The sequence below is a fragment of the Oceanobacillus sp. FSL K6-0127 genome (assembly GCF_037983385.1).
GTDB classification, from domain to species: Bacteria; Bacillota; Bacilli; order Bacillales; family Amphibacillaceae; genus Oceanobacillus; species Oceanobacillus profundus.
In genome coordinates, this window is sequence record NZ_CP150287.1 from 1,626,204 (window position 1) to 1,649,517 (window position 23,314).

29 protein-coding genes, 1 pseudogene and 1 riboswitch are annotated in these 23,314 nt (G+C 36.5%); of the genes and pseudogenes, 23 read left to right on the forward strand and 7 right to left on the reverse strand.

The features are described 5' to 3' along the window. Positions 1-8: 8 nt before the first annotated feature. Both MHH64_RS08125 and MHH64_RS08130 read left to right on the forward strand, forming a co-directional pair. Positions 9-230, forward strand: coding sequence for a heavy-metal-associated domain-containing protein (locus MHH64_RS08125; RefSeq protein WP_339229273.1), 222 nt, complete (start codon positions 9-11; stop codon positions 228-230). A 194-nt stretch (positions 231-424) separates the two neighbouring features. Next, positions 425-574, forward strand: coding sequence for a hypothetical protein (locus tag MHH64_RS08130; protein ID WP_158586313.1), 150 nt, complete (start codon positions 425-427; stop codon positions 572-574). Positions 575-637: 63 nt separating this feature from the next. Here MHH64_RS08130 and MHH64_RS08135 read toward each other — a convergent pair whose 3' ends face one another. Continuing rightward, entirely contained in the window at positions 638-1,414 is a 777-nt protein-coding gene (locus tag MHH64_RS08135) for a formate/nitrite transporter family protein (RefSeq protein WP_095313783.1), read from the reverse strand. Positions 1,415-1,722: 308 nt separating this feature from the next. On the opposite strand from MHH64_RS08135, the gene MHH64_RS08140 reads away from it, so the two are divergent. The 3 genes from MHH64_RS08140 (at position 1,723) to MHH64_RS08150 (ending at position 2,764) form a co-directional block, all read left to right on the forward strand. After that, positions 1,723-2,154 carry a MerR family transcriptional regulator gene (locus MHH64_RS08140; protein WP_095313781.1) on the forward strand — a complete coding sequence of 144 codons (432 nt, stop codon included), beginning with the start codon at positions 1,723-1,725 and terminating at the stop codon, positions 2,152-2,154. After that, positions 2,147-2,497: a DUF4260 domain-containing protein gene (locus tag MHH64_RS08145; RefSeq protein WP_340003039.1), complete on the forward strand. Its 351-nt coding sequence runs from the start codon at positions 2,147-2,149 to the stop codon at positions 2,495-2,497. Before MHH64_RS08140 ends, MHH64_RS08145 begins: the two co-directional genes overlap by 8 nt. A 63-nt stretch (positions 2,498-2,560) precedes the next feature. Beyond that, positions 2,561-2,764 (forward strand): hypothetical protein, encoded by a 204-nt coding sequence (locus MHH64_RS08150; protein WP_095313778.1) that lies wholly within the window; start codon positions 2,561-2,563, stop codon positions 2,762-2,764. Positions 2,765-2,826: 62 nt separating this feature from the next. Here the strand turns inward: MHH64_RS08150 and MHH64_RS08155 are convergent, their stop codons facing one another. Together MHH64_RS08155 and MHH64_RS08160 are read right to left on the reverse strand one after the other, a co-directional pair. Beyond that, complete coding sequence (locus MHH64_RS08155) at positions 2,827-3,975, reverse strand: NADH-dependent flavin oxidoreductase (protein WP_340003040.1); 1,149 nt, start codon at positions 3,973-3,975, stop codon at positions 2,827-2,829. A 21-nt stretch (positions 3,976-3,996) separates the two neighbouring features. Continuing rightward, positions 3,997-4,752, reverse strand: a complete 756-nt coding sequence (locus tag MHH64_RS08160; protein ID WP_303447669.1) for an IclR family transcriptional regulator C-terminal domain-containing protein — start codon at positions 4,750-4,752, stop codon at positions 3,997-3,999. A 154-nt stretch (positions 4,753-4,906) separates the two neighbouring features. Here MHH64_RS08160 and MHH64_RS08165 point away from each other — a divergent pair, with 154 nt between their 5' ends. After that, positions 4,907-5,851 carry an aldo/keto reductase gene (locus MHH64_RS08165; protein ID WP_095313776.1) on the forward strand — a complete coding sequence of 315 codons (945 nt, stop codon included), beginning with the start codon at positions 4,907-4,909 and terminating at the stop codon, positions 5,849-5,851. Positions 5,852-5,935: 84 nt separating this feature from the next. Here MHH64_RS08165 and MHH64_RS08170 read toward each other — a convergent pair whose 3' ends face one another. Next, entirely contained in the window at positions 5,936-6,259 is a 324-nt protein-coding gene (locus tag MHH64_RS08170; RefSeq protein WP_095313774.1) for a helix-turn-helix domain-containing protein, read from the reverse strand. Between the two features lie 238 nt (positions 6,260-6,497). Between MHH64_RS08170 and MHH64_RS08175 the strand changes: the two genes are divergently transcribed. The 7 genes from MHH64_RS08175 (at position 6,498) to MHH64_RS08205 (ending at position 12,217) form a co-directional block, all read left to right on the forward strand. Next, positions 6,498-7,349 (forward strand): VOC family protein, encoded by an 852-nt coding sequence (locus tag MHH64_RS08175; RefSeq protein WP_340003041.1) that lies wholly within the window; start codon positions 6,498-6,500, stop codon positions 7,347-7,349. A gap of 15 nt (positions 7,350-7,364) precedes the next feature. Then, positions 7,365-8,432, forward strand: coding sequence for an LLM class flavin-dependent oxidoreductase (locus tag MHH64_RS08180; RefSeq protein WP_340003042.1), 1,068 nt, complete (start codon positions 7,365-7,367; stop codon positions 8,430-8,432). Between the two features lie 56 nt (positions 8,433-8,488). Next, on the forward strand, positions 8,489-9,121 hold the full coding sequence (locus MHH64_RS08185; protein ID WP_095313770.1) for an NAD(P)-dependent oxidoreductase: 633 nt from the start codon (positions 8,489-8,491) through the stop codon (positions 9,119-9,121). A gap of 327 nt (positions 9,122-9,448) precedes the next feature. After that, a complete protein-coding gene (locus MHH64_RS08190; RefSeq protein WP_303447664.1) occupies positions 9,449-9,895 on the forward strand; it encodes a hypothetical protein in 447 nt (148 codons plus the stop codon). 155 nt (positions 9,896-10,050) lie between these two features. Beyond that, positions 10,051-11,004 carry a sialidase family protein gene (locus MHH64_RS08195; protein ID WP_340003043.1) on the forward strand — a complete coding sequence of 318 codons (954 nt, stop codon included), beginning with the start codon at positions 10,051-10,053 and terminating at the stop codon, positions 11,002-11,004. Continuing rightward, complete coding sequence (locus MHH64_RS08200) at positions 10,985-11,839, forward strand: hypothetical protein (RefSeq protein WP_340003044.1); 855 nt, start codon at positions 10,985-10,987, stop codon at positions 11,837-11,839. Before MHH64_RS08195 ends, MHH64_RS08200 begins: the two co-directional genes overlap by 20 nt. A 279-nt stretch (positions 11,840-12,118) precedes the next feature. Beyond that, the gene (locus MHH64_RS08205; protein WP_340003045.1) at positions 12,119-12,217 is read left to right on the forward strand and encodes an SDR family oxidoreductase; all 99 of its coding nucleotides are present in this window, start codon (positions 12,119-12,121) and stop codon (positions 12,215-12,217) included. 70 nt (positions 12,218-12,287) lie between these two features. Here the strand turns inward: MHH64_RS08205 and MHH64_RS08210 are convergent, their stop codons facing one another. Then, positions 12,288-13,307 carry a YheC/YheD family protein gene (locus MHH64_RS08210; RefSeq protein ID WP_340003046.1) on the reverse strand — a complete coding sequence of 340 codons (1,020 nt, stop codon included), beginning with the start codon at positions 13,305-13,307 and terminating at the stop codon, positions 12,288-12,290. A 488-nt stretch (positions 13,308-13,795) separates the two neighbouring features. Here MHH64_RS08210 and MHH64_RS08215 point away from each other — a divergent pair, with 488 nt between their 5' ends. Further along, complete coding sequence (locus MHH64_RS08215) at positions 13,796-14,005, forward strand: DUF2187 family protein (protein ID WP_095313761.1); 210 nt, start codon at positions 13,796-13,798, stop codon at positions 14,003-14,005. Positions 14,006-14,082: 77 nt separating this feature from the next. Here MHH64_RS08215 and MHH64_RS08220 read toward each other — a convergent pair whose 3' ends face one another. Continuing rightward, the gene (locus MHH64_RS08220; RefSeq protein ID WP_340003047.1) at positions 14,083-15,006 is read right to left on the reverse strand and encodes a LysR family transcriptional regulator; all 924 of its coding nucleotides are present in this window, start codon (positions 15,004-15,006) and stop codon (positions 14,083-14,085) included. 115 nt (positions 15,007-15,121) lie between these two features. On the opposite strand from MHH64_RS08220, the gene MHH64_RS08225 reads away from it, so the two are divergent. The 3 genes from MHH64_RS08225 (at position 15,122) to queF (ending at position 17,754) form a co-directional block, all read left to right on the forward strand. Next, a complete protein-coding gene (locus tag MHH64_RS08225) occupies positions 15,122-16,312 on the forward strand; it encodes a coenzyme F420-0:L-glutamate ligase (protein ID WP_251659652.1) in 1,191 nt (396 codons plus the stop codon). 166 nt (positions 16,313-16,478) lie between these two features. Continuing rightward, a complete protein-coding gene (locus MHH64_RS08230) occupies positions 16,479-16,820 on the forward strand; it encodes a zinc ribbon domain-containing protein YjdM (RefSeq protein ID WP_095313755.1) in 342 nt (113 codons plus the stop codon). A 299-nt stretch (positions 16,821-17,119) separates the two neighbouring features. Further along, positions 17,120-17,166: riboswitch (PreQ1 riboswitch) on the forward strand. Between the two features lie 99 nt (positions 17,167-17,265). Next, complete coding sequence (gene queF, locus MHH64_RS08235) at positions 17,266-17,754, forward strand: preQ(1) synthase (protein WP_251659654.1); 489 nt, start codon at positions 17,266-17,268, stop codon at positions 17,752-17,754. A 136-nt stretch (positions 17,755-17,890) separates the two neighbouring features. Here queF and MHH64_RS08240 read toward each other — a convergent pair whose 3' ends face one another. Then, positions 17,891-18,175: a hypothetical protein gene (locus tag MHH64_RS08240; RefSeq protein WP_095313751.1), complete on the reverse strand. Its 285-nt coding sequence runs from the start codon at positions 18,173-18,175 to the stop codon at positions 17,891-17,893. A 261-nt stretch (positions 18,176-18,436) separates the two neighbouring features. Between MHH64_RS08240 and MHH64_RS08245 the strand changes: the two genes are divergently transcribed. The 6 genes and pseudogenes from MHH64_RS08245 (at position 18,437) to MHH64_RS08270 (ending at position 23,196) form a co-directional block, all read left to right on the forward strand. Continuing rightward, positions 18,437-18,847, forward strand: coding sequence for a MarR family transcriptional regulator (locus MHH64_RS08245; RefSeq protein ID WP_340003048.1), 411 nt, complete (start codon positions 18,437-18,439; stop codon positions 18,845-18,847). Positions 18,848-18,864: 17 nt separating this feature from the next. Then, on the forward strand, positions 18,865-20,082 hold the full coding sequence (locus MHH64_RS08250; protein ID WP_095313747.1) for an MFS transporter: 1,218 nt from the start codon (positions 18,865-18,867) through the stop codon (positions 20,080-20,082). A gap of 300 nt (positions 20,083-20,382) precedes the next feature. Continuing rightward, positions 20,383-20,838 (forward strand): hypothetical protein, encoded by a 456-nt coding sequence (locus MHH64_RS08255; RefSeq protein WP_340003049.1) that lies wholly within the window; start codon positions 20,383-20,385, stop codon positions 20,836-20,838. 843 nt (positions 20,839-21,681) lie between these two features. Further along, positions 21,682-22,140: pseudogene (locus MHH64_RS08260) on the forward strand (DUF4269 domain-containing protein); the annotation flags it as partial. Positions 22,141-22,211: 71 nt separating this feature from the next. Further along, positions 22,212-22,649, forward strand: coding sequence for a GNAT family N-acetyltransferase (locus MHH64_RS08265; protein WP_340003050.1), 438 nt, complete (start codon positions 22,212-22,214; stop codon positions 22,647-22,649). A gap of 58 nt (positions 22,650-22,707) precedes the next feature. Next, positions 22,708-23,196, forward strand: a complete 489-nt coding sequence (locus MHH64_RS08270) for a DinB family protein (protein ID WP_095313740.1) — start codon at positions 22,708-22,710, stop codon at positions 23,194-23,196. Positions 23,197-23,314 lie beyond the last annotated feature (118 nt).

Consider the following 23,314-nt stretch of genomic DNA (forward strand, 5'->3'; position numbering starts at 1 on the left):
TGATGAAAATGATAACACATAAACTTTCTATTCCAGATCTAAAAAAGGAAGATGAAAGGAAAGTAAGCGATGCCTTGCATGACGTGTGGGGAGTTCGCAATATTAAAATTAATACGCAAACCAATGAAGCAATTATTTCTTATGACGAGGATGCAGGATCACTAATGGATTTCGAACAAGCAGTAAAAGACTTAGGTTATGAAGTAAATAAACTGGAGGATGACATGTAAAAGTGTATGTTCAAATAGGAGGATAAAAAGACCTAGAAGTTCGAGGCGGTGAAGTTTTGAGTACCGGGCTACCACAGGATGTGGTGACTTCGACGTTCGACACAGGACGTGTCGGTTTTTAGTCGAAGGTCCTTGTTCCGACGTGTCATTTTTACCGGACTTTTTGAACAACCTCTAAAAGGGAGGTTTTTCATTTGCCTAGAATTTGTGAAGTATGTGGCAGGGAAGAGGAAACCGAAAAAGAACAGCGCCCATATAGAATATTAGACGTTTGTTCGGATTGCGCGGATAACCTTATCCACCCTACTTCGCTGCAAACTGATGAAAACCCAGGTATAGAATAAACCTGGGTTTTTTGATGTTTTAAACAAGCATTCTCAGATCCCTTTAGTAGTTCTCCTATGTGTTTAAACCTTTTCACGAATATATGCTAAATAATATAATCCACCTACGAAAAAAGCTCCTCCAACAGCATTTCCAAGAAAAACAGCTACGAAATTTATCAAATACTCTCCCCAGGTAAAATACCCGGCAAAGATAGCGGCTGGGATAACAAACATATTTGCAACAACGTGCTGAAACCCGATTGCTACAAAGGCCATAATTGGAAACCAAATACCAAGGATTTTGCCTGTAACATCATCGGCTGCGTAGCAAAGCCATACTGCTAAACAAACCAGCCAATTAGCACCAATACCGGATAGAAACGCAAGCATAAATGGATCCGCTATTTTTGCCTCAGCAATGGCAACGGTCGCTTCTAGATAAGGGCCAGTTTCTGTTAAGCCTAGAAGATGACCAAAGAAATATGCAACAAATATAGAACCAATAAAATTAGTAATAGCCACAATGGTCCAGTTCTTAATTAAGTATGTTGTTTTAATTTTACCTGCAAATCTTGCTGTTGTTACAGCCATCATGTTTCCTGTTAATAGCTCTCCACCGGCCAATAGTACAAAAATAAGACCCACAGGGAAGACAGATGCTCCAATAAATGATCCCATTGATCCCCAAATTTCCACTGGAAGATTACCTGTAACCCGAATATCTAACAAAAAACCAAAAGCGACAAATGCTCCTGCTAAAAATCCCAATATGGATTGAGTTAAAATCGGCAAATTTGCCTTTTTTGCACCGTGTTCAACAGCAAGTCTAGCCGTTTTCTTTGGGGGATTAAATGCCATTTATATCACCTATCCTCTTCTTTTAATAGCAGAGATAATCTTATTATTTTCAAGGCTAGGCTAATCATACATAAGTTAAAACCCCAGAAATTATGATTATTGAACTGAAAGGGAATTTTACAAGCCATAGGCTATATAGTTAAAGCTGAATGGACAAATTGAGCAGTTTAATATAAGAAGTATTTTCAATACGAATCAATAATTGTACAATTGATATTGTTGTGATGGTTTTGTTTCTTCGCTCAGAAATTAACTATTGACCTTGGAGTTTTCTCCAATGTTATTATTTTTATGGGAGGATTGCTGCTATGCAAATTAAAGACTTTGCTGCAAAATACCATATTCAACCGGATACTGTTCGTTACTATGAGAAGGAAAATATTTTAGTTCCGAAAAGGCGGGAAAATGGTTACCGGGAATATGATGTAGCCTGCGAGAAACAGTTACAATTTATTATTGTATTAAAGCAATTAGGTTTTACCATTAAAGAGATTCAACAAGTACTTCTGTTAAGAGATCAACCAATTTCAATCGAATGCAACGTTTCTACCGTCTCGTTATTAGATGAAAAAATGATTAACCTTGAAGAAAAGATTCGGTTCTATCAGCAAGCATTAAAAGTAGTGCATCGAATTAAGGAATTAATCAACGAAGGAAAATACGAAAGAAACAAAGAAGTTATTGAAGAATTATTGTTTGGATTTTTCAATAATATTCAATCGGGGGGATTTAATGACTAATCAGCGAATGGTTCGAATAGAAAATGGAATTGCTTGTGTATTCTCATTTTACATGTATGTTTTGCTGGATTTTCCAATATGGTTATTTTTTGTGCTGTTATTTGTTCCCGATATTACAATGATTGGATATGCATGGAACAATAAAGTAGGTGCAACCGTTTATAACATTGGTCATAGTTTTATATTGCCTTTATTATTTATTTTTTGCTCGGTCATTTTCGCAAAAGATTTCTTGCTTTTATTATCTATCATTTGGTTTGCACATATCTTTATGGATCGATTATTCAGCTATGGATTAAAGTATTCCGATGAATTTAAGCATACACATATACAAGAGATTTAAGGATATTTATGTATAAAAAAGACGGAGCTTGGTGAAAAGTATATAATCAAAAGATAAATCTAAATGAAGTCGTTTATGCAAATTGCTCCAGAAAGTTTAGGTCTTTTCTTTCCTTTCTCACAAAGTCATATCACGAAAGAGCTGACAGTTGCAGTTATGCAGATAGGAAAGTTCTATACTTTCCTATCTGCCAAGCAAGGTAAGGAATGTGGGTTATATGCCATGGAACTTCCACTCGAGCACTGCCTGAAAAAGTTCATTTTATAAGTTATTTTCATGTTTTCTTATGTCAGCAGCTTGAGAAGCTACTTTTTATACAACATGAAAAATCAATTCAAGCTTTCCTCTGTTTCTTTAACTGGAAACCAACCTTGAACCTCTAAAATTAATTTCCACAATGGTGTTGGGATGACTGCGTTTTGTTGATCATTTTCTGTTAGGTGATGAATAATCGTGTCTTCTTGATCAGCATTTGCTTTCTCAACCCAATGTGGGTCAACGACAATAGCTCGTCCAAGTGCGACAAATTCTGTCTTTCCTTTTTCTAACACACGTGCAGCATCATCCGGTGTATGCACATTGCCGACACCGATTACTGGCACACGCCCGTCAACATATTCAGCAATTAACTCGGTACGGGATTTATCGCTAACAATGCCTCGGCGGGATTTTGCCCATGCATTCGTCGTTGCAATATGCAAATAATCAATGTCTGCCTGAATTAAGTCATCCATTAAAGCAAATGTTTCCTTCATCGTGATTCCTGGTGTTTCTGGCTCTTCCGGTGAAAAACGATAACCGATTAGGAATGGTTTTGTTGCATGTTTTTGGACGACTTGTTTTACTTCTTCGATTAATTTTAATGCGAATATGTGACGATCCTCAAATTCATCTGTTCTTAAGTTAGAGTGCGGTGAAACGAATTGTTGGAGTAAGTAACCTGTTGCTCCATGCAGCTCAACACCATCAAATCCAGCCTCAATTGCACGGCGTGTTGCCTCACCAAAATCTGTGATAATTTCATAAACTTCTTCTGTTGTTAATGCTCGAGGTGCTTGATCGATACTATAAAATCCGCGATCTCCAAGAGGCGGAACTGCACTAGCACTAACGGTTTCACCATTTGGAGTAAGTCGAGGTACTGCTAAACGGCCTCCATGATAAAGTTGAACAATCCCTTTTGCTCCACCGGCATGGATAACTTCAGCAAGCTTCGTAAGACCATCAATTGTCCCATCGTGATCGATACTCATTTGGCCATCAAAGCCCTTACCATTTTTGGAAATATAGGCACAAGCAGTAATGATTGTACCTATCCCATTTGCGCGTTCTTTATAATAATCAAGCTCTTCTTGTGAAACATAGTCATTGCTATCTGCAGAAAAAGTCGTCATTGGTGCCATCGTCAACCGATTCCGTACATGGACACCATTTTTAAATGTAAAGTCTTGAAATAAGTGCTGAACATTGCTTTTCATGTTATTCCTCCGTTATATAAATTAATGTATATTATCTAAAGCCTCTAATTCTTGTGTGATTGCTTTACTACCGACATTTAGTTTTAAAGCAATTTGTTTGACACTGCTACGTGATAGTTGATCTGTTGGTGCCGCAATAGCTAATGCAGCAATGACTTTCTTATTGCGGAAAACTGGTACAGCAACGCAACGGAGACCAACAGCCCGTTCTTCGTCATCAAAAGCGTATCCATCTTCATGTATCGCCTTTAAATGATAACGAAATAATTGGGAGTCTTGAAACGTATTGACTGTGGCAGGATCCAGTGCCATTTTATCGAGTAGTGGAGTTAATTTAGCATCATCTAAATGTGCTAAAATGACTTTGCCTAAAGCAGATAGATGTAATTTAGAGCGGTTACCCATTTCTTCGTCTGCTGATTGCTGGAAAGGAGCGTGTAATACCTGGGTCATAACTAAGTCGGTACCATCTACTTTTCCTAAATAGGTGCTCATTTGCAGGTTTTCTGCTGCTTGGTAGATGGAACGTAAAGATGTCCAGCCCTTTGAGGAGCGTTTTTCAGATTCATCAAGGAAAACCTTTGGATTAAAGAAATACGATGTTTGAATTTTATAGATATACTTCATTTCTTCTAAGGTCGTTAATAATCGGAATGCTGTAGACTTACTTAAATGAAGCTCCTTCATCACCTCTGCTAAAGTAATTCCCTCATTTTGTTTAACCAGTTCTAATACGAGAAGTCCTTTTCTTAATGTAGAAACTTGATTTTGTGCCATTTTTATCACCCCGTCTTCTGTAGTATAGGTGTTTGGATAGTTTACTACAAAATAATCATAGTGAGTTTCATTATTTGAAACTTTACCAAGAATATTTGTAGTTTTTACATGTAGAAATTATGCTATAGCTACTCAAATACAAGGAGGGAAAAACATGAATTATACAAAGCTAAAGAAATCAAATTTGGAAATATCGGCGATTGGACTTGGTACAAATGCTGTTGGTGGTCATAATCTATTCCAAAATTTAAATGAACAAGATGGAAAAGATTTAGTAAGAGAAGCACTTAACCTTGGGGTAACATTTATTGATACTGCTGACATTTACGGTCTTGGCCGTTCGGAAGAATTAGTTGGTGAAGCATTAAAAGAATTTAAACGTGATGATTTTGTTATTGCAACAAAGGGAGCACAAAACTTTACGAATTTAGATGATGTGAAAACAGATAATCGTCCTGAATATTTAAGGGAAGCAGTTGAGAAAAGTTTACAAAGGCTGCAATTAGACTATGTAGACTTATATTATTTGCACTTCCCAGATAATAAAACGCCTTTTACCGAATCAATTGGTGAGTTAGCGCGTCTAAAGGAAGAAGGAAAAATTCGGTCGATTGGGGTTTCAAATCTATCTATTGAGCAGTTAAAAGAAGCGAATGCACATGGTGACATTTCTGTCTTGCAATCACCATACAATATGCTGGATCGATCTGCTGAGGAAGCATTATTGCCATACACAAGAGAAAATAATATTTCATTTATTCCATATGGTCCATTAGCATTTGGATTACTAGGCGGAGGATTTACAAAGGAGACTAAATTAGATGCGGGTGATTGGCGCCAGTCTGTTCCATTGTTCCAAGGAGAGCAGTATATTCAAACGCTTGATAAAGTAGATGAATTAAACAAGTTTGCTGTACGTAAGGATACGAACTTGCCTAATTTAGCACTAGCATGGCTGCTTGCTCAGGAAGGCGTAGATGCAGTAATTCCAGGTGGAAAACGCAAAGAGAGAATTCGCGAAAATGTTAAAGCAAGTGACATTCGATTATCGAAAGAAGAGCTACAAGCAATCGATGAAATTTTAAATAAAAACGAGTAAAGATAAAAAGGGTTGTCCTCCAAAATCAGCCAACATGATTTTGGAGGACAACCCTTCCTCATTATTAAGTGGATTTCCAATCTGTCATATCTCAGATTCGGATTGAAACCAATCTTGTGACCAGCTCTCGATCGTTCGCAATATTGGCTCCATTGAACGCCCTTTTTCTGTTAAAGAGTATTCAATAATCACTGGTGTATCTGGTATAACTTCACGTTTCACGATATCTTGCTTTTCTAAATCCTTTAAACGGTCGGATAATACTTTTCCACTTATGCCGATAGCTGATTGGATTTCACTAAAACGTTGTGTTCCTAGTAATAATTGATAAACTACTAATGCCGTCCACCTTTGACTTAACAGTGAGATGGCTTTTTCAAACTTTGGACAGATTGTTGGTTGTGCCAATTATATTCACCTCGCTTACTTTAAGTATAACATAAAAATTCACCTTGTTATAAAAATAAAATTTATTACTTGACAATATGTAGTTCTAATTATAAACTTGGTTACATAAAGTAATCTAATTAAAAACATTGTAAAAATGAATAAAATACAATGTTTAATTCTAAAAAACTGCTGAAGAATTAGGCTTATTTTAGCAAACAAACTATTTAATTGAATAAAAAAAACGAGGAGGATGATTATGGGGTTCCATACTAAACCAACGACATTCGTTGGCCATGTCAACATAAAGGTAGAAAATTTAGCAAGGTCTTTACAGTACTATCAAGAAATAATTGGTTTCGATATATTAGAACAAACAGCTAATACAGCAAGATTAACAACAGACGGGAAGACGAGCATCTTATCATTAACGCAACCAAAAGATGTTATTCCAAAACAAGGAAGAACGACTGGGTTGTATCATTTTGCCCTGCTATTGCCTGAGAAAAAAGATTTGGCTAATATTGTTGTGCATTTTTCAGAAAAAGGTATTCGTTTTGGTTCCTCAGACCACCTTGTAAGCGAAGCACTTTATTTACATGACCCTGATGGAAACGAAATTGAAATCTATATTGATCGTAATCCATCAGAGTGGAGTTGGACTGATGAAGAAGTTGCAATGGCAGTTGACCCATTGGATTTTGAAAGGTTACTAAAGAATCGTGTACCAGGTGAAACATGGGAAGGACTGCCTGAAGACTCACTAATGGGGCATATCCATTTACATGTTTCTGAATTAGAAAAAACAGAGGAATTTTATGTGAAAGGTCTTGGATTTGATGTTGTGAATCGTTATGGAAGACAGGCGCTATTCCTATCAAAAGACAACTATCATCATCATATTGGAGTCAATACATGGAATGGAGTTGGAGCACCGAAGCCAGCTGAAAACAGTGTAGGTATGGAATCCTATACACTTGTTTTACCGAATGAAGAAGCGATTAAGGAAACAGTCGCTAACTTGAAAAAAATCGGCGTTTCGGTAACTGAAGAAGCAGGAAGAAGAATGACGTATGATCCGTCCGGAAATCGGATTGAGTTAACGATCTAAGAGGTGGAAGAAGCATTGTCAACATTAAAAGAAAATGGGATTGAAATAGGGATTTACACACTTGCGGATATAGGACCAGATCCCATAACTGGAAAAACAATCAGCATGAAACAGCGAATAGATGAAATTATTAAAGCGGCAAAGCTGACAGAAGAAGCCGGTCTGGATGTATTTGGGATAGGGGAGCATCATCGCTTAGATTATGCGGTTTCCTCACCAGCTGTGGTATTAGCTGCTATTGCTAATGCGACAAATCAGATTCGATTAACGAGCGCTACCAGTGTTATCAGCACACTTGACCCTGTTCGCTTATTTGAAGACTTTGCTACATTGGATTTAATTTCAAATGGACGTGCAGAAATTTTAGCTGGACGAGGAGCTTTTATCGAATCTTTTCCATTATTTGGTTATGATACAAATGATTATAATGAACTGTTTAGCGAGCATATGGATTTACTTTTAAAGCTCAATGAAAATGAAATCGTTTCGTGGAATGGAAAGTTTCGTTCAGCATTAAAAAATGCGGAAATTTCACCACGTCCTGTACAAAGGAAATTGCCAATCTGGATTGGAGTTGGCGGGACACCGGAAAGTGCTGCTCGTGCGGGGAGACTCGGTGTAGGTATGGCGATCGCGATATTGGGTGGCGATCCAATGCGTTTTAAGCCGTTGGTTGATATCTATCGCAAGGCAGGATTGGAGGCGGGACATTCTCCAGATACATTAACAGTTGGTGTGACAGGGCATACTTACCTTGCTGAAACAACAGAAGAAGCCAGGGATGAGTTTTATCCGTATTACGCCAACTACTGGAATTATGTTAATCGTCAGCGTGGCATGGGAACACGAATGTCTAGAAGTGACTTTGAACAGGTTGCCAGTCCCGAAACAGCATTATTTGTTGGAAGTCCAGAACTGGTTGTTGAGAAAATCCTCAGGCAGCATGAGTTATACGGACACACACGTTTTCTGGCGCAAATCGATATTGGTGGACTGCCGTTTGAAAAAGTACAGAAAAATATAGAGTTACTTGCAACGGAGGTTGTTCCAAGGTTAACGAAAGCGATGAGTCAAGGTAAATAAATTATGTATAGCGTGGTTACGATAAAATTCATTCAACTGAAATTGGAGGAATAAAAATGAATATTGCAGTTATCGGTGCTAGTGGAAAAGCCGGGAAATTAATTTTAAATGAGGCGATGGATCGTGGACATCAAGTTACGGCTATCGTAAGAGATGCTTCAAAGCTAGCCGTTAAAAATATTACCATCATCGAAAAAAATATTTTTGATCTGAACACAGAAGACCTTCATAAATTTGATGTAATTGTAAATGCATTCGGTGCCCCACTTGGTGAAGAGCAAGCACATGTTGATGCTGGACATCACCTAATCAAGCTGCTGCATGAAACAAACGCTAGATTAATCGTTGTCGGAGGAGCTGGGAGTCTTTATGCTGATGAAAACAAAACAATCCGCATAATCGATACGCCAGATTTTCCAGATGTATTTAAACCAACTGCAAATGGGCAGGCACGAAATTTAAAAGAATTACAGGAGACAGATAAATTAGCATGGACGTTTGTCAGCCCTTCCGCTATATTTGATGCAGAGGGAGAACGAACAGGTTCCTACAAAACAGGAAAAGATGTCTTGCTTCTTAATGAAGCAGGTCAAAGCTATATTAGCTATGCAGATTTTGCTATTGCAATTGTCGATGAAATGGAAGATGCAAAACACGTAAATGAAAGATTTACGGTGGTAAGTGAATAATTGATAAATGATTAAAAAGCTGGAGCCATATGGTTCCAGCTTTTTAATTGCTTAATCAAATAAGTAGTAATTAACTCTTTGTACAGCGGAACGAGCTTTAAGCCGTCACCTAAAATTTGAGTAAATTTGTATTGATTTTTACTCGTTTTGATCAGTGAAAAGGAATACAATATAAATAAGAGTTTCTTTTTCTGATAGAATAATATTGTTACTTGCCCTAAAATATATAAACGATTTTGAATAGATATAACAGAAATACACGAATACGGGGACGGGAAGAAGATCCGGAAACTATAAAGATAAAAATAAAATTCAGGTGGGAGTAATGTGAGAGAGATTAGCTTAATAAATTGGTTGTTAGAAGTTGATGTAAATCAGACAAAAGAATTATATAGGGAAAATGTAGAGGTTTGCGAATGTTTATACTGCGAAAACTATATGGTTATGTGCAAACATTTAGATTCTACTATCATTGACATTTTTAACCTACTGGGAATTCAACCATCCATGCCAAACAATTTATCGGAATTCGGAAAAATGGAAGATGGGCTGCACTTATATATGGGGAATTATCCTATAGTTGGCAGACTAGTAGAGGGCGAATATTGTACAGATTCTTCATGGGATGATACAACTACCACTACAATTAAAAACTTCACATTTGGATTTGGTAAGGGTTCATTTTTATTACAAGATAGGTCGACTCATCCGTTCATACAATTAGAATTTGAAGCTAGAATTCCTTGGGGGTTACACGAAGAACCGGAGGATTGATTTTACGAGGGTATTATTTGCGATAGTAATAATTGAGGGTTCAGAAAATCTTTTTAGTTAAAAGAGGAGAATTATTCAATGGACAATTACTGATTTTACTATCGTATATCCTAAAAGACTTTAAAAAAGAGACCTACTATAAAAGGAGTGAACACGTGAAAAATCATCTTTTACTAGGAGCGGGTGTGATGGTGATTGCTCTGGTAATAATGGCAGTAATCTATCATCAGAGTTCAAATCGAGTCTCGCTCCCACAATCAGCTCTGGTAAATAATTCGCAGGAAAACAGCTTAGATGAAATAGAACAAGCGCAACCAGAGCAATTACAACCTGTTACCGTTGACGATGCTGTTACGTATTCTTTACAAAATGATCAGCTTAACCTTCGTTTTAATAGTGGCGAGGATTGGGTTGAGGTTCCGGTTGAGAAGGACCAGCTATTTACTGGTGAGTATAATGGGAGCGAGCAGGAGCTAATTGATAATAGCTATGTTCTGACGGAAGAGCGAGTTGGTTTTCTCTATTCGGAAGGAACCGATTGGGAAGCACAACAAATCGTTTTTCTTTTTTCTGTCGATCAGGGTGAAACGTGGGAGAAATCTGTTGTAACTGAGCCATTTTCGGTAATGCGTTTTAGAAAAGTAGATTTTTTAAACGATCGTTTTGGGTATGCGATTATCTCTGGTGGTCGAACCATGTCTCAAGAATATTCCGCAGCCTTTCTAACACATGACGGAGGAAAGAGCTGGGAAGAAACAACCTATACAGAAGTGACAAGACTTATTTCGGATGGTGGCTTTGTGGATGAAACTACAGGTTTCCTGTCCTATGGAACGATTAATCCGGTAGAACCGATGCTTTATGTTACTGAGGATGGGGGAAATACGTGGAATCAGGCATCCATTATTATGCCAGAGGAATATCATGAGGTCTTTGTAATCGCAGAAATTCCAGTAAAAGAGGGAGAGCGGCTGAAGATGTTGATAAATCAAGGGCCAACCGGAGATTATGCAGGCGGACTTGTCAAAGGGGAATTTATCTCAACGGATAACGGTCAAACATGGGATTTTTCAAAGGAGGTTCCGCCAGATGAAGCAGAACACGAGTAAATGGAAAAAAGTTATGGGATGGATGTTATTTCTCGTAGCAATTGGCTTTTTCTGTATGCAAATAGGATACCTTGTCCTTCACGAAAGATTCCAAGTAGAGTATGTGGATAATCGGTTATTCTATATCATAAATATCGTTTGTTTGGTTTGTCTAACGTTAGCGATCTTACTACTTCTTCAATCAACTAGAAAATTTATAATGAGTATCTCCAGCATTTCGGCACTTCTTATTATCGGGCATGTTTTTCTGCTGATTAGCAGCAACAATGAGATTAAAAATATCACAAGCATATCGCCTGATTGGAAGCATGTTCTCTCCATTAAAGAGAATATGGAAAGTGGTGAAGCTATTTATTATCGATCCTATTATGGTATTCTTGCTCGTCCAAAGGAAGTATTGCCAGAACAGACAATAGGTGAATATCAAGTTGAATGGTTAGCGGAAGATGTTGGAGCAGTTACGTATAAAGCAGCAAATAATACAACACAGCAGTTCATTGCTACTTATGGAGATCGTGGAAGTGGCATTTCCTATTATTATGTTGGAGCACAAACACATGGCAACTGGCAAGGCGATAACGTTGAGCTGGTTAGCGGTCCCGAGGGAATTACTGTGACCGAGAATGGAGAAGCAGAAATATTCCAATGGGATGATATACATCAGTTTGGGACACTTGCCATTGTTTTAAAAAAGAATGGTGAAGCAGCTTGGACGATCGCATTACATGAAAATTTTCAAGTAGATACAGGAACAATAGAAGCGAACGATGGCAATATTCTTTTATACAAAGCAACTATGGAGAATGCTGAGCCAATCGTATTATCAAGATCCTAACAAAGTAGTTATTCTCCTAATGAAATATGAATTACAACAATTGATTAAAGGGGATGACGTAAATATTGTACAAATAATATTGTTATGTTGTTGCAAAACATGGTGTGGTAGGTATGACAAAGGTAGCTGCACTAGAAAATGGGGATTAAAATATCCGCGTTAACTCTGTAGCGCCAGAAGCAATTAATAAACCTGTTAAGAGGTGCTATAGAGGAAACCGGTCAAACAGAAGAGGAATTTGCACCTTAGCTTAGTCTTTTAGGGCAATTCGGTCAACCAGTGGAAATTGCACAAGCAAGTCTATGGTTAGCTTCTAATCAGTTTTCTTATGTAACTGGAACCGTTATTCATGCAGATGCTGGTTACACATGCCGTTAAATCAATAAAGAGATCCCCGTACCTAGGAAAGGTACGGGGATCACGTTTACTTATAGCTGCAAAAAGTCATTTAAGAATATAACATTTCTTTATCTCGAACAGGCTGATTAGAAATTTTGTTTAAAATGTAATGATAATAATCAGCTTTAATGCTTGCGATTTCACCTGTGCCAAATTCTACACCTGGTGCAGAGTTTACTTCAAATAAGTAAAGCTCTCCATGCTTATCAATTCCAATGTCAATACCCATGGAAGTAGCTTGCCTCGATAATTTCTCAATTTTATATGGAAGCGTCTTTCCTATCCGTTTAATTGAATCTCGGATTGCTTTCCAGTTCTCCCCGTAGTTTGCTTTTAAGAAGGGTGTTAACGTACTGACACTACCACCCTGCGCTACATTCGAAACGACCTTTTGGTTCGTTCCGATCCTAACGAGGTAAATAGGGACACTCCACTCGCCGTTTCCATTCTTTTCAAGTCGAATTCTGCAATCAAAAGGATCACCAGCTTCTGATTTGGACTCTATATATTTTTGAAACAAATAGATCTTTGGGTTAATCTGGTTCTCAAAAAAATCTTTTAGTTCTGTTAAAGAAATGTTTCTTTCCTGATTTTCATAGCTCAGTATATAGCTGTCATCTTTCATAGAAATCAGAAATATACCCTCGCCCTTTTGTCCATTTCGAGGTTTTGCTATAATTTCTTTATGTTCATTTAAGAAGCTATAAAACGCTTCGAAATGTTGAACAGTTTGGGAAGGAATGAGTAAGTGTTTAAATTCTCCATCATCTCCCAACATTTTATATACCTTTTCTTTCGAGCCAAATTTACCATAGCTAGATAGAATGCTTCTTTCCTTTAAAAATTTCATTTCTTCTTTATATTTATAGCAATAGCTGCTTAAATCAATAAATGGAGGGATAGAAATATCTTTTTTTACCCACTTGTTATGCTTTAGTATTTTTCCGTGAATGATTTCCTCTTCCATATTAATCTCGGTTGGATGACAATAAATTAAGTCAATACCATAATATTTAGCAGCTTTTGATAGTAGTCTTGCGAATTTTGCTGGTTTTCTACGATTACGCATAAAGCAAATTTCCAACGTCACACACTTCCTCTCTCTTAAGGAAATTCCAGTTTGAAATGAATGATACACTATATACTACCCTAAATTGCAACCATGACAAACAGGTATAAGTTAACAATGTGATGAAAATTATTGCAAGTTAATGATGGATGTTTCAATGGTATAACAGAATAGGAGGAGTTAGGAATGGGAGGAAATATATGGCCAGTAACAAATGGAATTTTGAATTTAAAGCGTTTTTAATAACAAAATAAATTTAGTGACTTGACAGATGGGATATAACATGATAAACGTGTAGAGGATAATCTTTAATGGCAAGTTTATAAGGTTGTCGCAATATCGAAACCTAATTATGTTAAATAAAGTAGGTTTCAATTAAAATTAAGTGAAGTTACTGTAAAGATATTGTAAGATTAGCTTGAGTGTTAAAATAAGGTAAATACAATGCACTGCCGATTAATTTAGTTGGTTTAGAGGAGGAATTGGACATGTCAGAAGAGAATAAAACAGCAAATGTTGATAAGAAGGTAAGCGAAGGGGATAAAATCCAAATCGTAAAAGGTGAACAAAAGGGAAAAACCGGAGAGGTCCTCATGATTCGTGAAAACTCTGTAATCGTTAAAATTGGTGATCATAAAGGAACTGGAGAACCAATTAAAACAGTTGTAAACCATAAAAATTATAAACGGATGAAATAAGTATTGGTTGAAAAATATTCTAATAACTAAAGATTAACTGAAAGTGGATCGTAATAAATACAACGATCCACTTTCAGTTAATGCGCCCGCTTAGAGGGAAAGACCCTATTTCCAATTGAATCCCCTTGGATAATTTTTACAAACCTTGTCGAAGCAGGAGAAAGTGGAACACTCTTTAAGAAACAGATTCCAATACTTCTTTTCGGTATCTCTTCTTCTAATTTCACTTCATATAATAAACCGCTATTCAAATAACTAAAGGAAAATTCTCTTGTTACACATGCAATCCCTAAATTTATTTTGGCGAATTCCAATAACAAATTATACGAGCCTAATTCCATTTCAGGAGCGATTGTTATTCCTTTTGATTTCAACTGATTTTCTACATATCTTCTTGAATTAGACTTTGGTTCGAGAAATATTAAAGGGAGCTTTACTAATTCTTTGAAGCTCAATGGCTTGGATAAAATATATTTAAACTTTTCCCCGCAAACAAAGATGTCATGGGTATCCATACAAGGGATTTGCTCAAATGTTGGATCGTTCAGCGGGAAATTACAAAGAATAATGTCGACTTCTCCTGACTTTAAAGCTGAAGAAAGCTCTAAAGTCGTTCCGTTAACAATATGAAATTTAATTTTAGGATACTTATGACGAAAATCTTCTAAATATGGAAGTAAGAAATGCTGGGAAATTGTATCCCCCACTCCGACCTTTAACTCTCCTGTCGTTAAATTTTTAAATTCTAATATTTTTTCCTCTCCAGCATCAATTAAATTAATTGCGGAATTTGCGTATTCGAATAAAAGCTCGCCTTCAAGTGTCAATGTTACGCCTTTGGGTGTTCTCTTGAAAAGTCGGGTATCCAAATCTCTTTCTAACTGCATAATTGCCTGACTTACAGCTGGCTGTGTCATATAAAGGCTTTCAGCTGCCTTCGAGAAACTATTCGTTTTTCCTACTTTGCAAAATATCTTATATAAATCTAATTTGCTAGCCATATAAGTGCTCCTTATATCTGATATTAGTTATATTCATTTTACTTATATCATTAATACCATGTATATTACAAGTAAAGAGATACATAATGACATTAACATTGAAGGAGCGATTCGATTGGAAAGAGTAGTTGGAACTGTAGTTAGAGGTCTTCGCTGTCCGATTATCAATCAAGGTGATCAAATAGAGGAAATCGTTGTTGATAGTGTGTTACATGCTGCAGAAACAGAAAAAATTCAAATTAATGATAAAGATATAGTTGCTTTGACAGAATCAATTGTTGCTCGTGCACAAGGAAACTACGCTACAATTGAAGCCATAGCGAACGATGTCCACGCGAAATTTGGAGATGATACTGTGGGTGTTATCTTCCCAATCCTAAGTAGAAATCGCTTTGCAAATATTCTTCGTGGAATTGCAAAAGGTGCAAAAAAGATTGTGTTAATGCTCAGCTATCCGTCAGATGAGGTTGGGAATCACTTAGTGAGTATTGATATGCTTGATGAAAAAGGAGTTAATCCTTGGACAGATGTTTTAACAGAAAAACAATTCCGTGATTACTTTGGATATTTGAAGCATACATTTACTGGTGTAGATTATATTGAGTATTATAAATCACTTATTGAGGAATTTGGGGTTGAATGTGAGGTTATCTTTTCGAACAATCCGAAGTCAATACTAGATTATACAAAGAGTGTGCTTGCTTGTGATATTCATACGAGATTCAGAACGAAAAGAATTTTGGAAGCAAATGGTGGGGAGAAGGTTTATAGCCTTGATAATATCCTGGCAGAGTCAATTGATGGCAGTGGATATAATGAGGAATATGGACTGTTGGGTTCAAACAAATCAACAGAAGATAAGGTAAAGCTTTTCCCGCGTAATTGCCAGCCGACAGTGGACCGAATTCAAAGTATGCTGCAAGAGAAAACAGGAAAAAATGTGGAAGTAATGATTTATGGAGACGGAGCATTTAAAGATCCTGTAGGTAAAATTTGGGAACTCGCAGATCCAGTAGTATCTCCTGCTTTTACAGCTGGACTTGAGGGAACACCGAATGAAGTAAAATTAAAATATCTTGCAGATAATAATTTTTCCGATTTGAAAGGCGAGGAACTGCAGCAAGCAATCTCAAAATTTATTAATGAAAAAGATGAGGATCTTGTTGGAGCAATGGAAGCACAAGGGACAACTCCGAGAAAGCTTACGGACTTAATTGGTTCTCTTGCTGACTTGACTTCAGGAAGTGGCGACAAAGGTACGCCGATTGTCTTTATCCAAGGATATTTTGATAATTATACGAAATAGGGATTTTAGTAAGCAATGCTGGTTATTTTCTGGCATTGCTTGTTTTAGTTTGAACATCATTTAAAGTAGATTCGCGGAACTTTCATTATACAATTCGGGGAAGGTTGTTAATGCAGGACGTATATGGCATGATAAGAGCATATATAATGGATGGAGGAAGCATGTGATGAATGAAGTACCAAACTGTCCGAAGTGTAATTCGGAGTATACATATGAAGATGGAAATCTATTTATATGTCCAGAGTGTGTGCATGAATGGACTATAGAATCAGGTAAGGAAAACAATGAAGATGAGCATGTGATTCGAGATGTAAACGGAAATGTCCTAAAAGACGGGGATACAATCACTGTAATTAAAGATTTGAAAATAAAGGGAAGTTCATCTGTTGTAAAGGTAGGGACGAAAGTGAAGAATATTCGCTTAGTTGATGGCGATCATGATATTGACTGTAAAATCGATGGCTTTGGAGCAATGAAGCTGAAATCTGAATTTGTTAAAAAAGTTTAGATGTTTAGGCTTTGAAAAAGGCATGATGTTTAAAATAAATTGCCTATATGAAGATAAAAGGACTTAGCTTTTACTGCTAGATTCAAGCATTGAGCCAAGTCCTTTTACCAGGTTTTTCATGATCGATGCTAGCATCGTTGATATAGATGTCGTTGCACAGATAAGGGTGCTTTTCTTTTATAACACCTATTGACAGAAAAGTCTATGTAAATGGAAAATTTTACTTTAAACTACCTCTTATGCTGTTTTGTGTAAATTGACATATATATAATTCATCTATATAATAAACTCGTAAATATGCGAAAGAGGTTCTTAGCTTTAACCCTCTATAAAAAACTAAGGAAAGTGATGCGATTAAAGTCGTGTGCCTTAGGGGTACACGGCTTTTTTTGGTAGGTCTGCAAGGTAGATTTTTATCTGAAAACAAATAAGTGGAGGGAATTACATGAAGGAACAAGATTTGTCAGGATTGACTTTACTAGGAAACCAAGGAACATCCTATGTATATGAATATAATCCAGAAGTGCTGGAGGCATTTGAAAATAACCATCAAGATCGGGATTATTTTGTAAAATTAAATTTTCCAGAGTTTACGACGTTATGTCCGATGACAGGGCAACCTGATTTTGCAACGATTTATATTAGTTACATACCTGATGTAAAAATGGTAGAGAGTAAATCGCTCAAACTGTATTTATTCAGCTATCGCAACCATGGCGGATTTCATGAGGATAGTGTAAATGTTATATTGAACGATTTAATCAAGCTAATGGATCCGCGATATATTGAAGTATGGGGTAAGTTCACACCACGTGGCGGGATTTCCATTGATCCATATTGTAACTACGGTAAACCTGGGACAAAATATGAACAAATGGCAGAACACCGTATGTTGAATCATGATATGTATCCTGAAAAGGTTGATAATCGTTAAAATTAGGATAGGATTGTAATTAAATATATTCAATGTTTTGTTAAGATAGTATGGGGGATTCGTCAAATCGAAGAGTGATGACGAATCCCTTATTTGTTTGCGTTTATTTAACTTAATCTTAGGATAAGGGTTTTCATTAAAAGTTTCTATTTTCTTGACGATCTACCTTTTGAAGCTGCTGCCTTAAATTATGCAGCAATTCCTGTGTTTGTTGAAATTGAGGGTTCTGCAGGGCTTGCTCTCCGTATTGGTTCTGTGCTTGCTGCAATACATCTTCAGCCCGCTGCAGCTGCTCAGTAGCTTGTTCGTATTGCTGATGGTCTACGCTTGCATGATCTTTTGCTGATTGGATCGATTCCATGGACTGGTGGACAAGTTGAGTAGCTTGTTGAATCTGGTCGTGTGGGTTATGTTGAACCATAAAAAAGCCTCCATTCTTTTGTTTAAAAGTACCATAAACTTGATTAAACCATTGTTGTTATATTTCCAAAGAAAGTTTGTATTATGTATGGAAGACAGTTAAAAAGGTGGGCGTTAGGGATAAATAATTGAAATGAGAAGAGCAATCATTATCTGTTTTTCGATTATCCAATTAAAAAATAATGAACATCCCCATCTGCCCTAGACTTTTATGTTAAAATGGTATATAGTTACTTAGGTAACTTTTTAGGGGGGATTTGAATTGTCCCAACGATTTTTTCAATTAAACATGCAATTTACAAGAACGTTTAGGAAAAAATTGAATGAGCATCTAGTTGAAGTAGGTTTATATTATTCCCAATGGAGCATTGTTTATTATTTAAAGCAGTGCGGATCGGCTACTCTTGTAGAGATAACGAATTATTTGGATGTTGAGAAGCCGACGATATCTCGTACTGTCAAACGGCTGGAGGAACAACAATTAATTGAACGACTTCCAAGTGAGGATAAGCGAGAGCGGAAGATGCAATTGACAAAAAAAGGCTTGGAAATGTATGAAAAAGCTTATGATGTTGTCAATAAATTTGAACAATCATTACTAGCAGAAATTTCTGAAACAGAAATGGAAGCTTCGTTTCGAACAATTCAGCAACTAAGAGATAAACTTAAGTAAGGAGAGTAAGTACCAGTATGAGTCAAAAACCTAAATTATGGACGAAGGACTTTATTATGGTCGCGACATCCAATTTTTTGTTATTTATTTCGTTTTATATGTTAATTGTAACGTTAGCTATTTATGCTGTAGATCAATTCGATGCCTCCCAAAGTCAGGCAGGGCTTGCATCGAGTATTTTTGTGCTTGGAGCAGTGCTTGTCCGTCCAATTGCCGGAAGAATTATAGATAAGGTAGGCAAAAAGAAATTGCTGCTCTTTGGGCTCGCTTTATTTTTGGTCTTTATGCTATTTTATTTCCCAGTCAATAATTTGGCTGCATTATTAGTCATTCGTTTTATTCATGGTTTTGCTTTTGGAATTAGTACGACAGCTACGAGTACAATTGCGGCAGATATTATCCCAATTGTAAGGCGTGGTGAAGGAATGGGGTACTTTGCAACAAGTACAAATTTAGCCATGGCAATCGGTCCATTCCTAGGATTGTATATTAGTCAACACTTTAACAATCCGATGATTTTTATCGCTACTACTGTCTTCGCAGCTGTTGCATTGATTGCAACAGTTTTCTTACGTGTACCAAAGGTAGATATTGTGAATGAACCGACCCCAACGCGAAAAGGATTTCATATTAATGATTTCTTTGAAAAAACCACTATTCCAATCGCGATTCTTGTAGCTACTGTAGGTTTTGTTTATTCTAGTATTTTATCCTTTTTCTCTGCATATGCAGCGGAAATCAACTTGGTAGATGCGGCTAGCTTTTTCTTTATCATGTATGCAATTTTTCTGGTAGCTTCTAGACCTTTTACTGGCCGGTTATTTGATGCAAAAGGCGAGAACAGCGTAGTATATCCATCGCTTTTACTATTTGCTGTGGGATTAGTTATTTTAAGTCAAGCAAGTGTTGGAATCAGTTTGCTTTTAGCTGGAGCGGTAATCGGAGTTGGTTTCGGAACTTTCCAATCAAGTGCTCAAACAATTGCTGTCAATCAGGCTCCAAGGCAACGAATTGGACTTGCAACATCTACATTCTTTGTGTTCTTTGATTTCGGTATCGGTGTCGGACCTTTCTTGTTAGGGTTTGTATTACCTCTTATTGGATTTAGAGGATTATATATTGCAATGGCGGTTATTGTTCTATTAAGTGTAGGAATTTACTATATCGTTCATGGAAAAAAAGCAGCAGAGCAAAGACGAATCAATATGGACAGTACGGAAATGAAAATATCTTAACGGGCGGGGAGGAAACTCTTCGCTTTTTTCTTTATTTTTACAGTAGAGTTGTAGTATTCTATCAACCTCTTTTAAAACGTGGAGTTGATAACATTTTTTATATAGAGTACAGGGTCTTTTCTAACGAAACTTAAATACACAACGTTATCTGAATTTTCACGTTTTATTACCATTTAAAATAAGCAAAATTTTTACTTAATTTATTATTTTGAAATTTCCCTTTAGTGTGTTATCCTTCCATTAAGTCGCGACTTACTATAAAATTTGGAGGTTGTTAATATCTTTAAAAAAATACTTATTATGGGAGTAGTAGCATCGTTTTTAGCCTCTGCGTTCGCTTTTAATGTCTCAGCAGCAGTTAGTCGGGTAATTGGAGTGACACCTTACGAAGCTCAAGAAATTGGTCTAAGCTTTGAAACTAGTGAAAGCATAACGAGAAGTGAGCTAGTTAATTTCCTTCACGAAATAGAATATGCAGAATCCTCTGAAGATGTATTAGACAATGTACGCTTTGGCATTGCTGCTGGAATAGTGACATATCCACTTTCCAATTTTGGAATTAGCATAGGAGCAAGTGGAGCTTCAGGGTTGCTATCTAGTTTTATAATTAGCAATGACCTAGGCTCAAGAGGTATTCAAACTGTATTAAATAGTTCTACGGCAGATAACTTTTTAATAAGTATTGAATATGAAAGAGGTAATAGGGGACAAGATTATTGGTATGAGGCATCAGATATAAGTGTAGTTCCCAACTGAGGATAACCCTAGAACAAGTTAATTTAATAGAAAATATACTTAAAAGACCGTTGAGAAAATCCCAACGGTCTTTATTATTCAGATAAAAGTTTACTAGCTCTTTTTATTATTAAATATAAATAACTCATATACAAAAATGTTAAAGACAACAAGTACACCTAGCGTTATAAAGCTACTAGTTTTGGGTAAATCAAAAATAAATACTATAATGATTAAAAAAAGTAGAACTGGAATTGCTTGCAAATAATTTTTCTTGCGCTTACTCATCTGGGTCAACCCCTTTGCCTTTCATAGATACTATCGGTAAATAGCGTTCTATTTGATATTAATAAATTCAAAGTTCCTATGAATAAAGATTATATTACAGCAAGTCTATAAAATCAAAAAATTGAACATCAATCGAAGGTGGAGTCCCTTTCTAAATCTTTGATTTAGTTGGGGGTTAACCTTCGCGTAGTACGGAAGTAATTTAATGACTAAACATTAAATCACAGAATGGAAAAGATCTATGACTCTGAGTCGCAGATAAGATGTAATGATAACAACCAATTTAATTTGGGAAAATTATTTGAAGGTCCATCAAGGAATGGCGAGTAATACTATACTCCTCACTGACTCCAAAGGATGCAAAATGCCTGGAAGGTATCTTATTGATAATCATTGTAACATACTGATAAGCCAGATGCCTTAATATTAATAGGGCACGTTCGGTTTGATAAAGGGGAAGCCATGGGAGTGGTTTCCCTACTTTATTTTTTGTTTTCCAGTAGAGTTGTAGTATTCTATCTACGAAGATATTTTACAAATAATTCAGTTTTTCTGCAGGGGGGCTAGGGCTTAGCAATGTTTCATACAATTTGCTATTTAAAACAGGGAAACCCGAGGCAACAGCAAGCGTATAAGGCTATAAAACAATTGAACATGATGCAAGATCTAATTGATTATACACCAATACTTTGTGGAACGATTCCAATTGGAATAGATGTGAAAGATTCTGATTTGGATATTATTTTGGAAGTGAATGATTTTAGTGATTTTAAAACACGTATCATAAGATTGTATGGGGAGCATGAAGGATTTACAATAAAGCAAATACGGATACGAGATACTCCAGTAATCAAGACTAACTTTCATTATGGCGGGTTTGAATTTGAATTATTCGGTCAATCAAAAGCCGTTTATGAACAGTACGCCTACCTACATATGATCGTCGAACATCATCTATTGAAAGAAGTATCGAAGCTCCGGGAAAAAGTGATACATCTTAAACGACAAGGAATTAAAACAGAGCCAGCCTTTTGCTAGGTTCTCGGAATTAAAGGAGACCCTTATGAAGGTCTGATTGAAATGGGAAGAGAAAAGGGGATAATTTAATGGAAAATGTTGTGATAAGAGAACTGCAAACACTGGAAGACATATTAGAAGCATATCCAGTTATGCGGGAGCTTCGCACACACCTCAATGAACAATCTTATCTTGATTTGGTCAAAGAAGCACGAGAAGAGGATAGCTACAAAATGGTCGCATTGTATGATCAAGACAACATTGTAGCAGTTGTTGGATTCAAGCCGATGATAACACTCTATTATGGTCGATTTGTTTGGGTATGTGATTTAGTTACGAGTCAGACGATGCGTTCCAAAGGGTATGGTGAAAAGCTGCTTTTTTATGTGCATGAATGGGCGAAATTAAATGATTATGAATGTGTTGCGCTGTCTTCTGGTCTCCAAAGAGAGGGTGCACATCGTTTTTATGAAAGTAAGATGAATTATAATAAGGTGAGCTATGTGTTTAAAATGGATTTAGAATAAGTGTTTTAAGGGATATGCGCTTACTAAAATCAAAGAAAGTAGAAAGGAAAGTATTCTTTTGAAAACAAAAGAAGAATTAATTGACACACTAGAACGGTTTATACCATGGGTAAAAACGTTGCTAGCATACGATTCTGATGTACTATTTCATCCTACAACAGAAGGGAAGTGGTCTGTTGCTGAAATTATTGCACATCTAGCATTCTGGGACAAATACATTGCTGAGGAAACGATTCCAAAAATGAAACCCAATGCAAGGATTGAAAGCGTTGAATTTCAAGTATTGAATGATCAGGCTTCCGAATATGCATTATCTGGTGTTTCTTTCAATACACTCATTGAAGAGCTAATCGAAAACAGGATAGCATTGGTTTCTAGTTTGAAGGAAAAGACCGATGAAGTATTCTTTGCGAAATTTGTATTAAATCGGGAAGAAATTGATCCGTACTCGGGTTACCCCCATACGTTATATAACTATGTGTGTGGTTTTATCTGGCATGATCAGCATCATAAACGACAGATCGAATCGTTTCTTCGCAAACGTTAAAGTAGTTTTCAAAACTTAGCTTTCTGCATATCTCTCAAACCCGAGAATTTGCGAACGAAAGCAATCTTTCATTCCATGGATTAGTAATGATAATTGGTCACTGTATATTCTCAAAAGC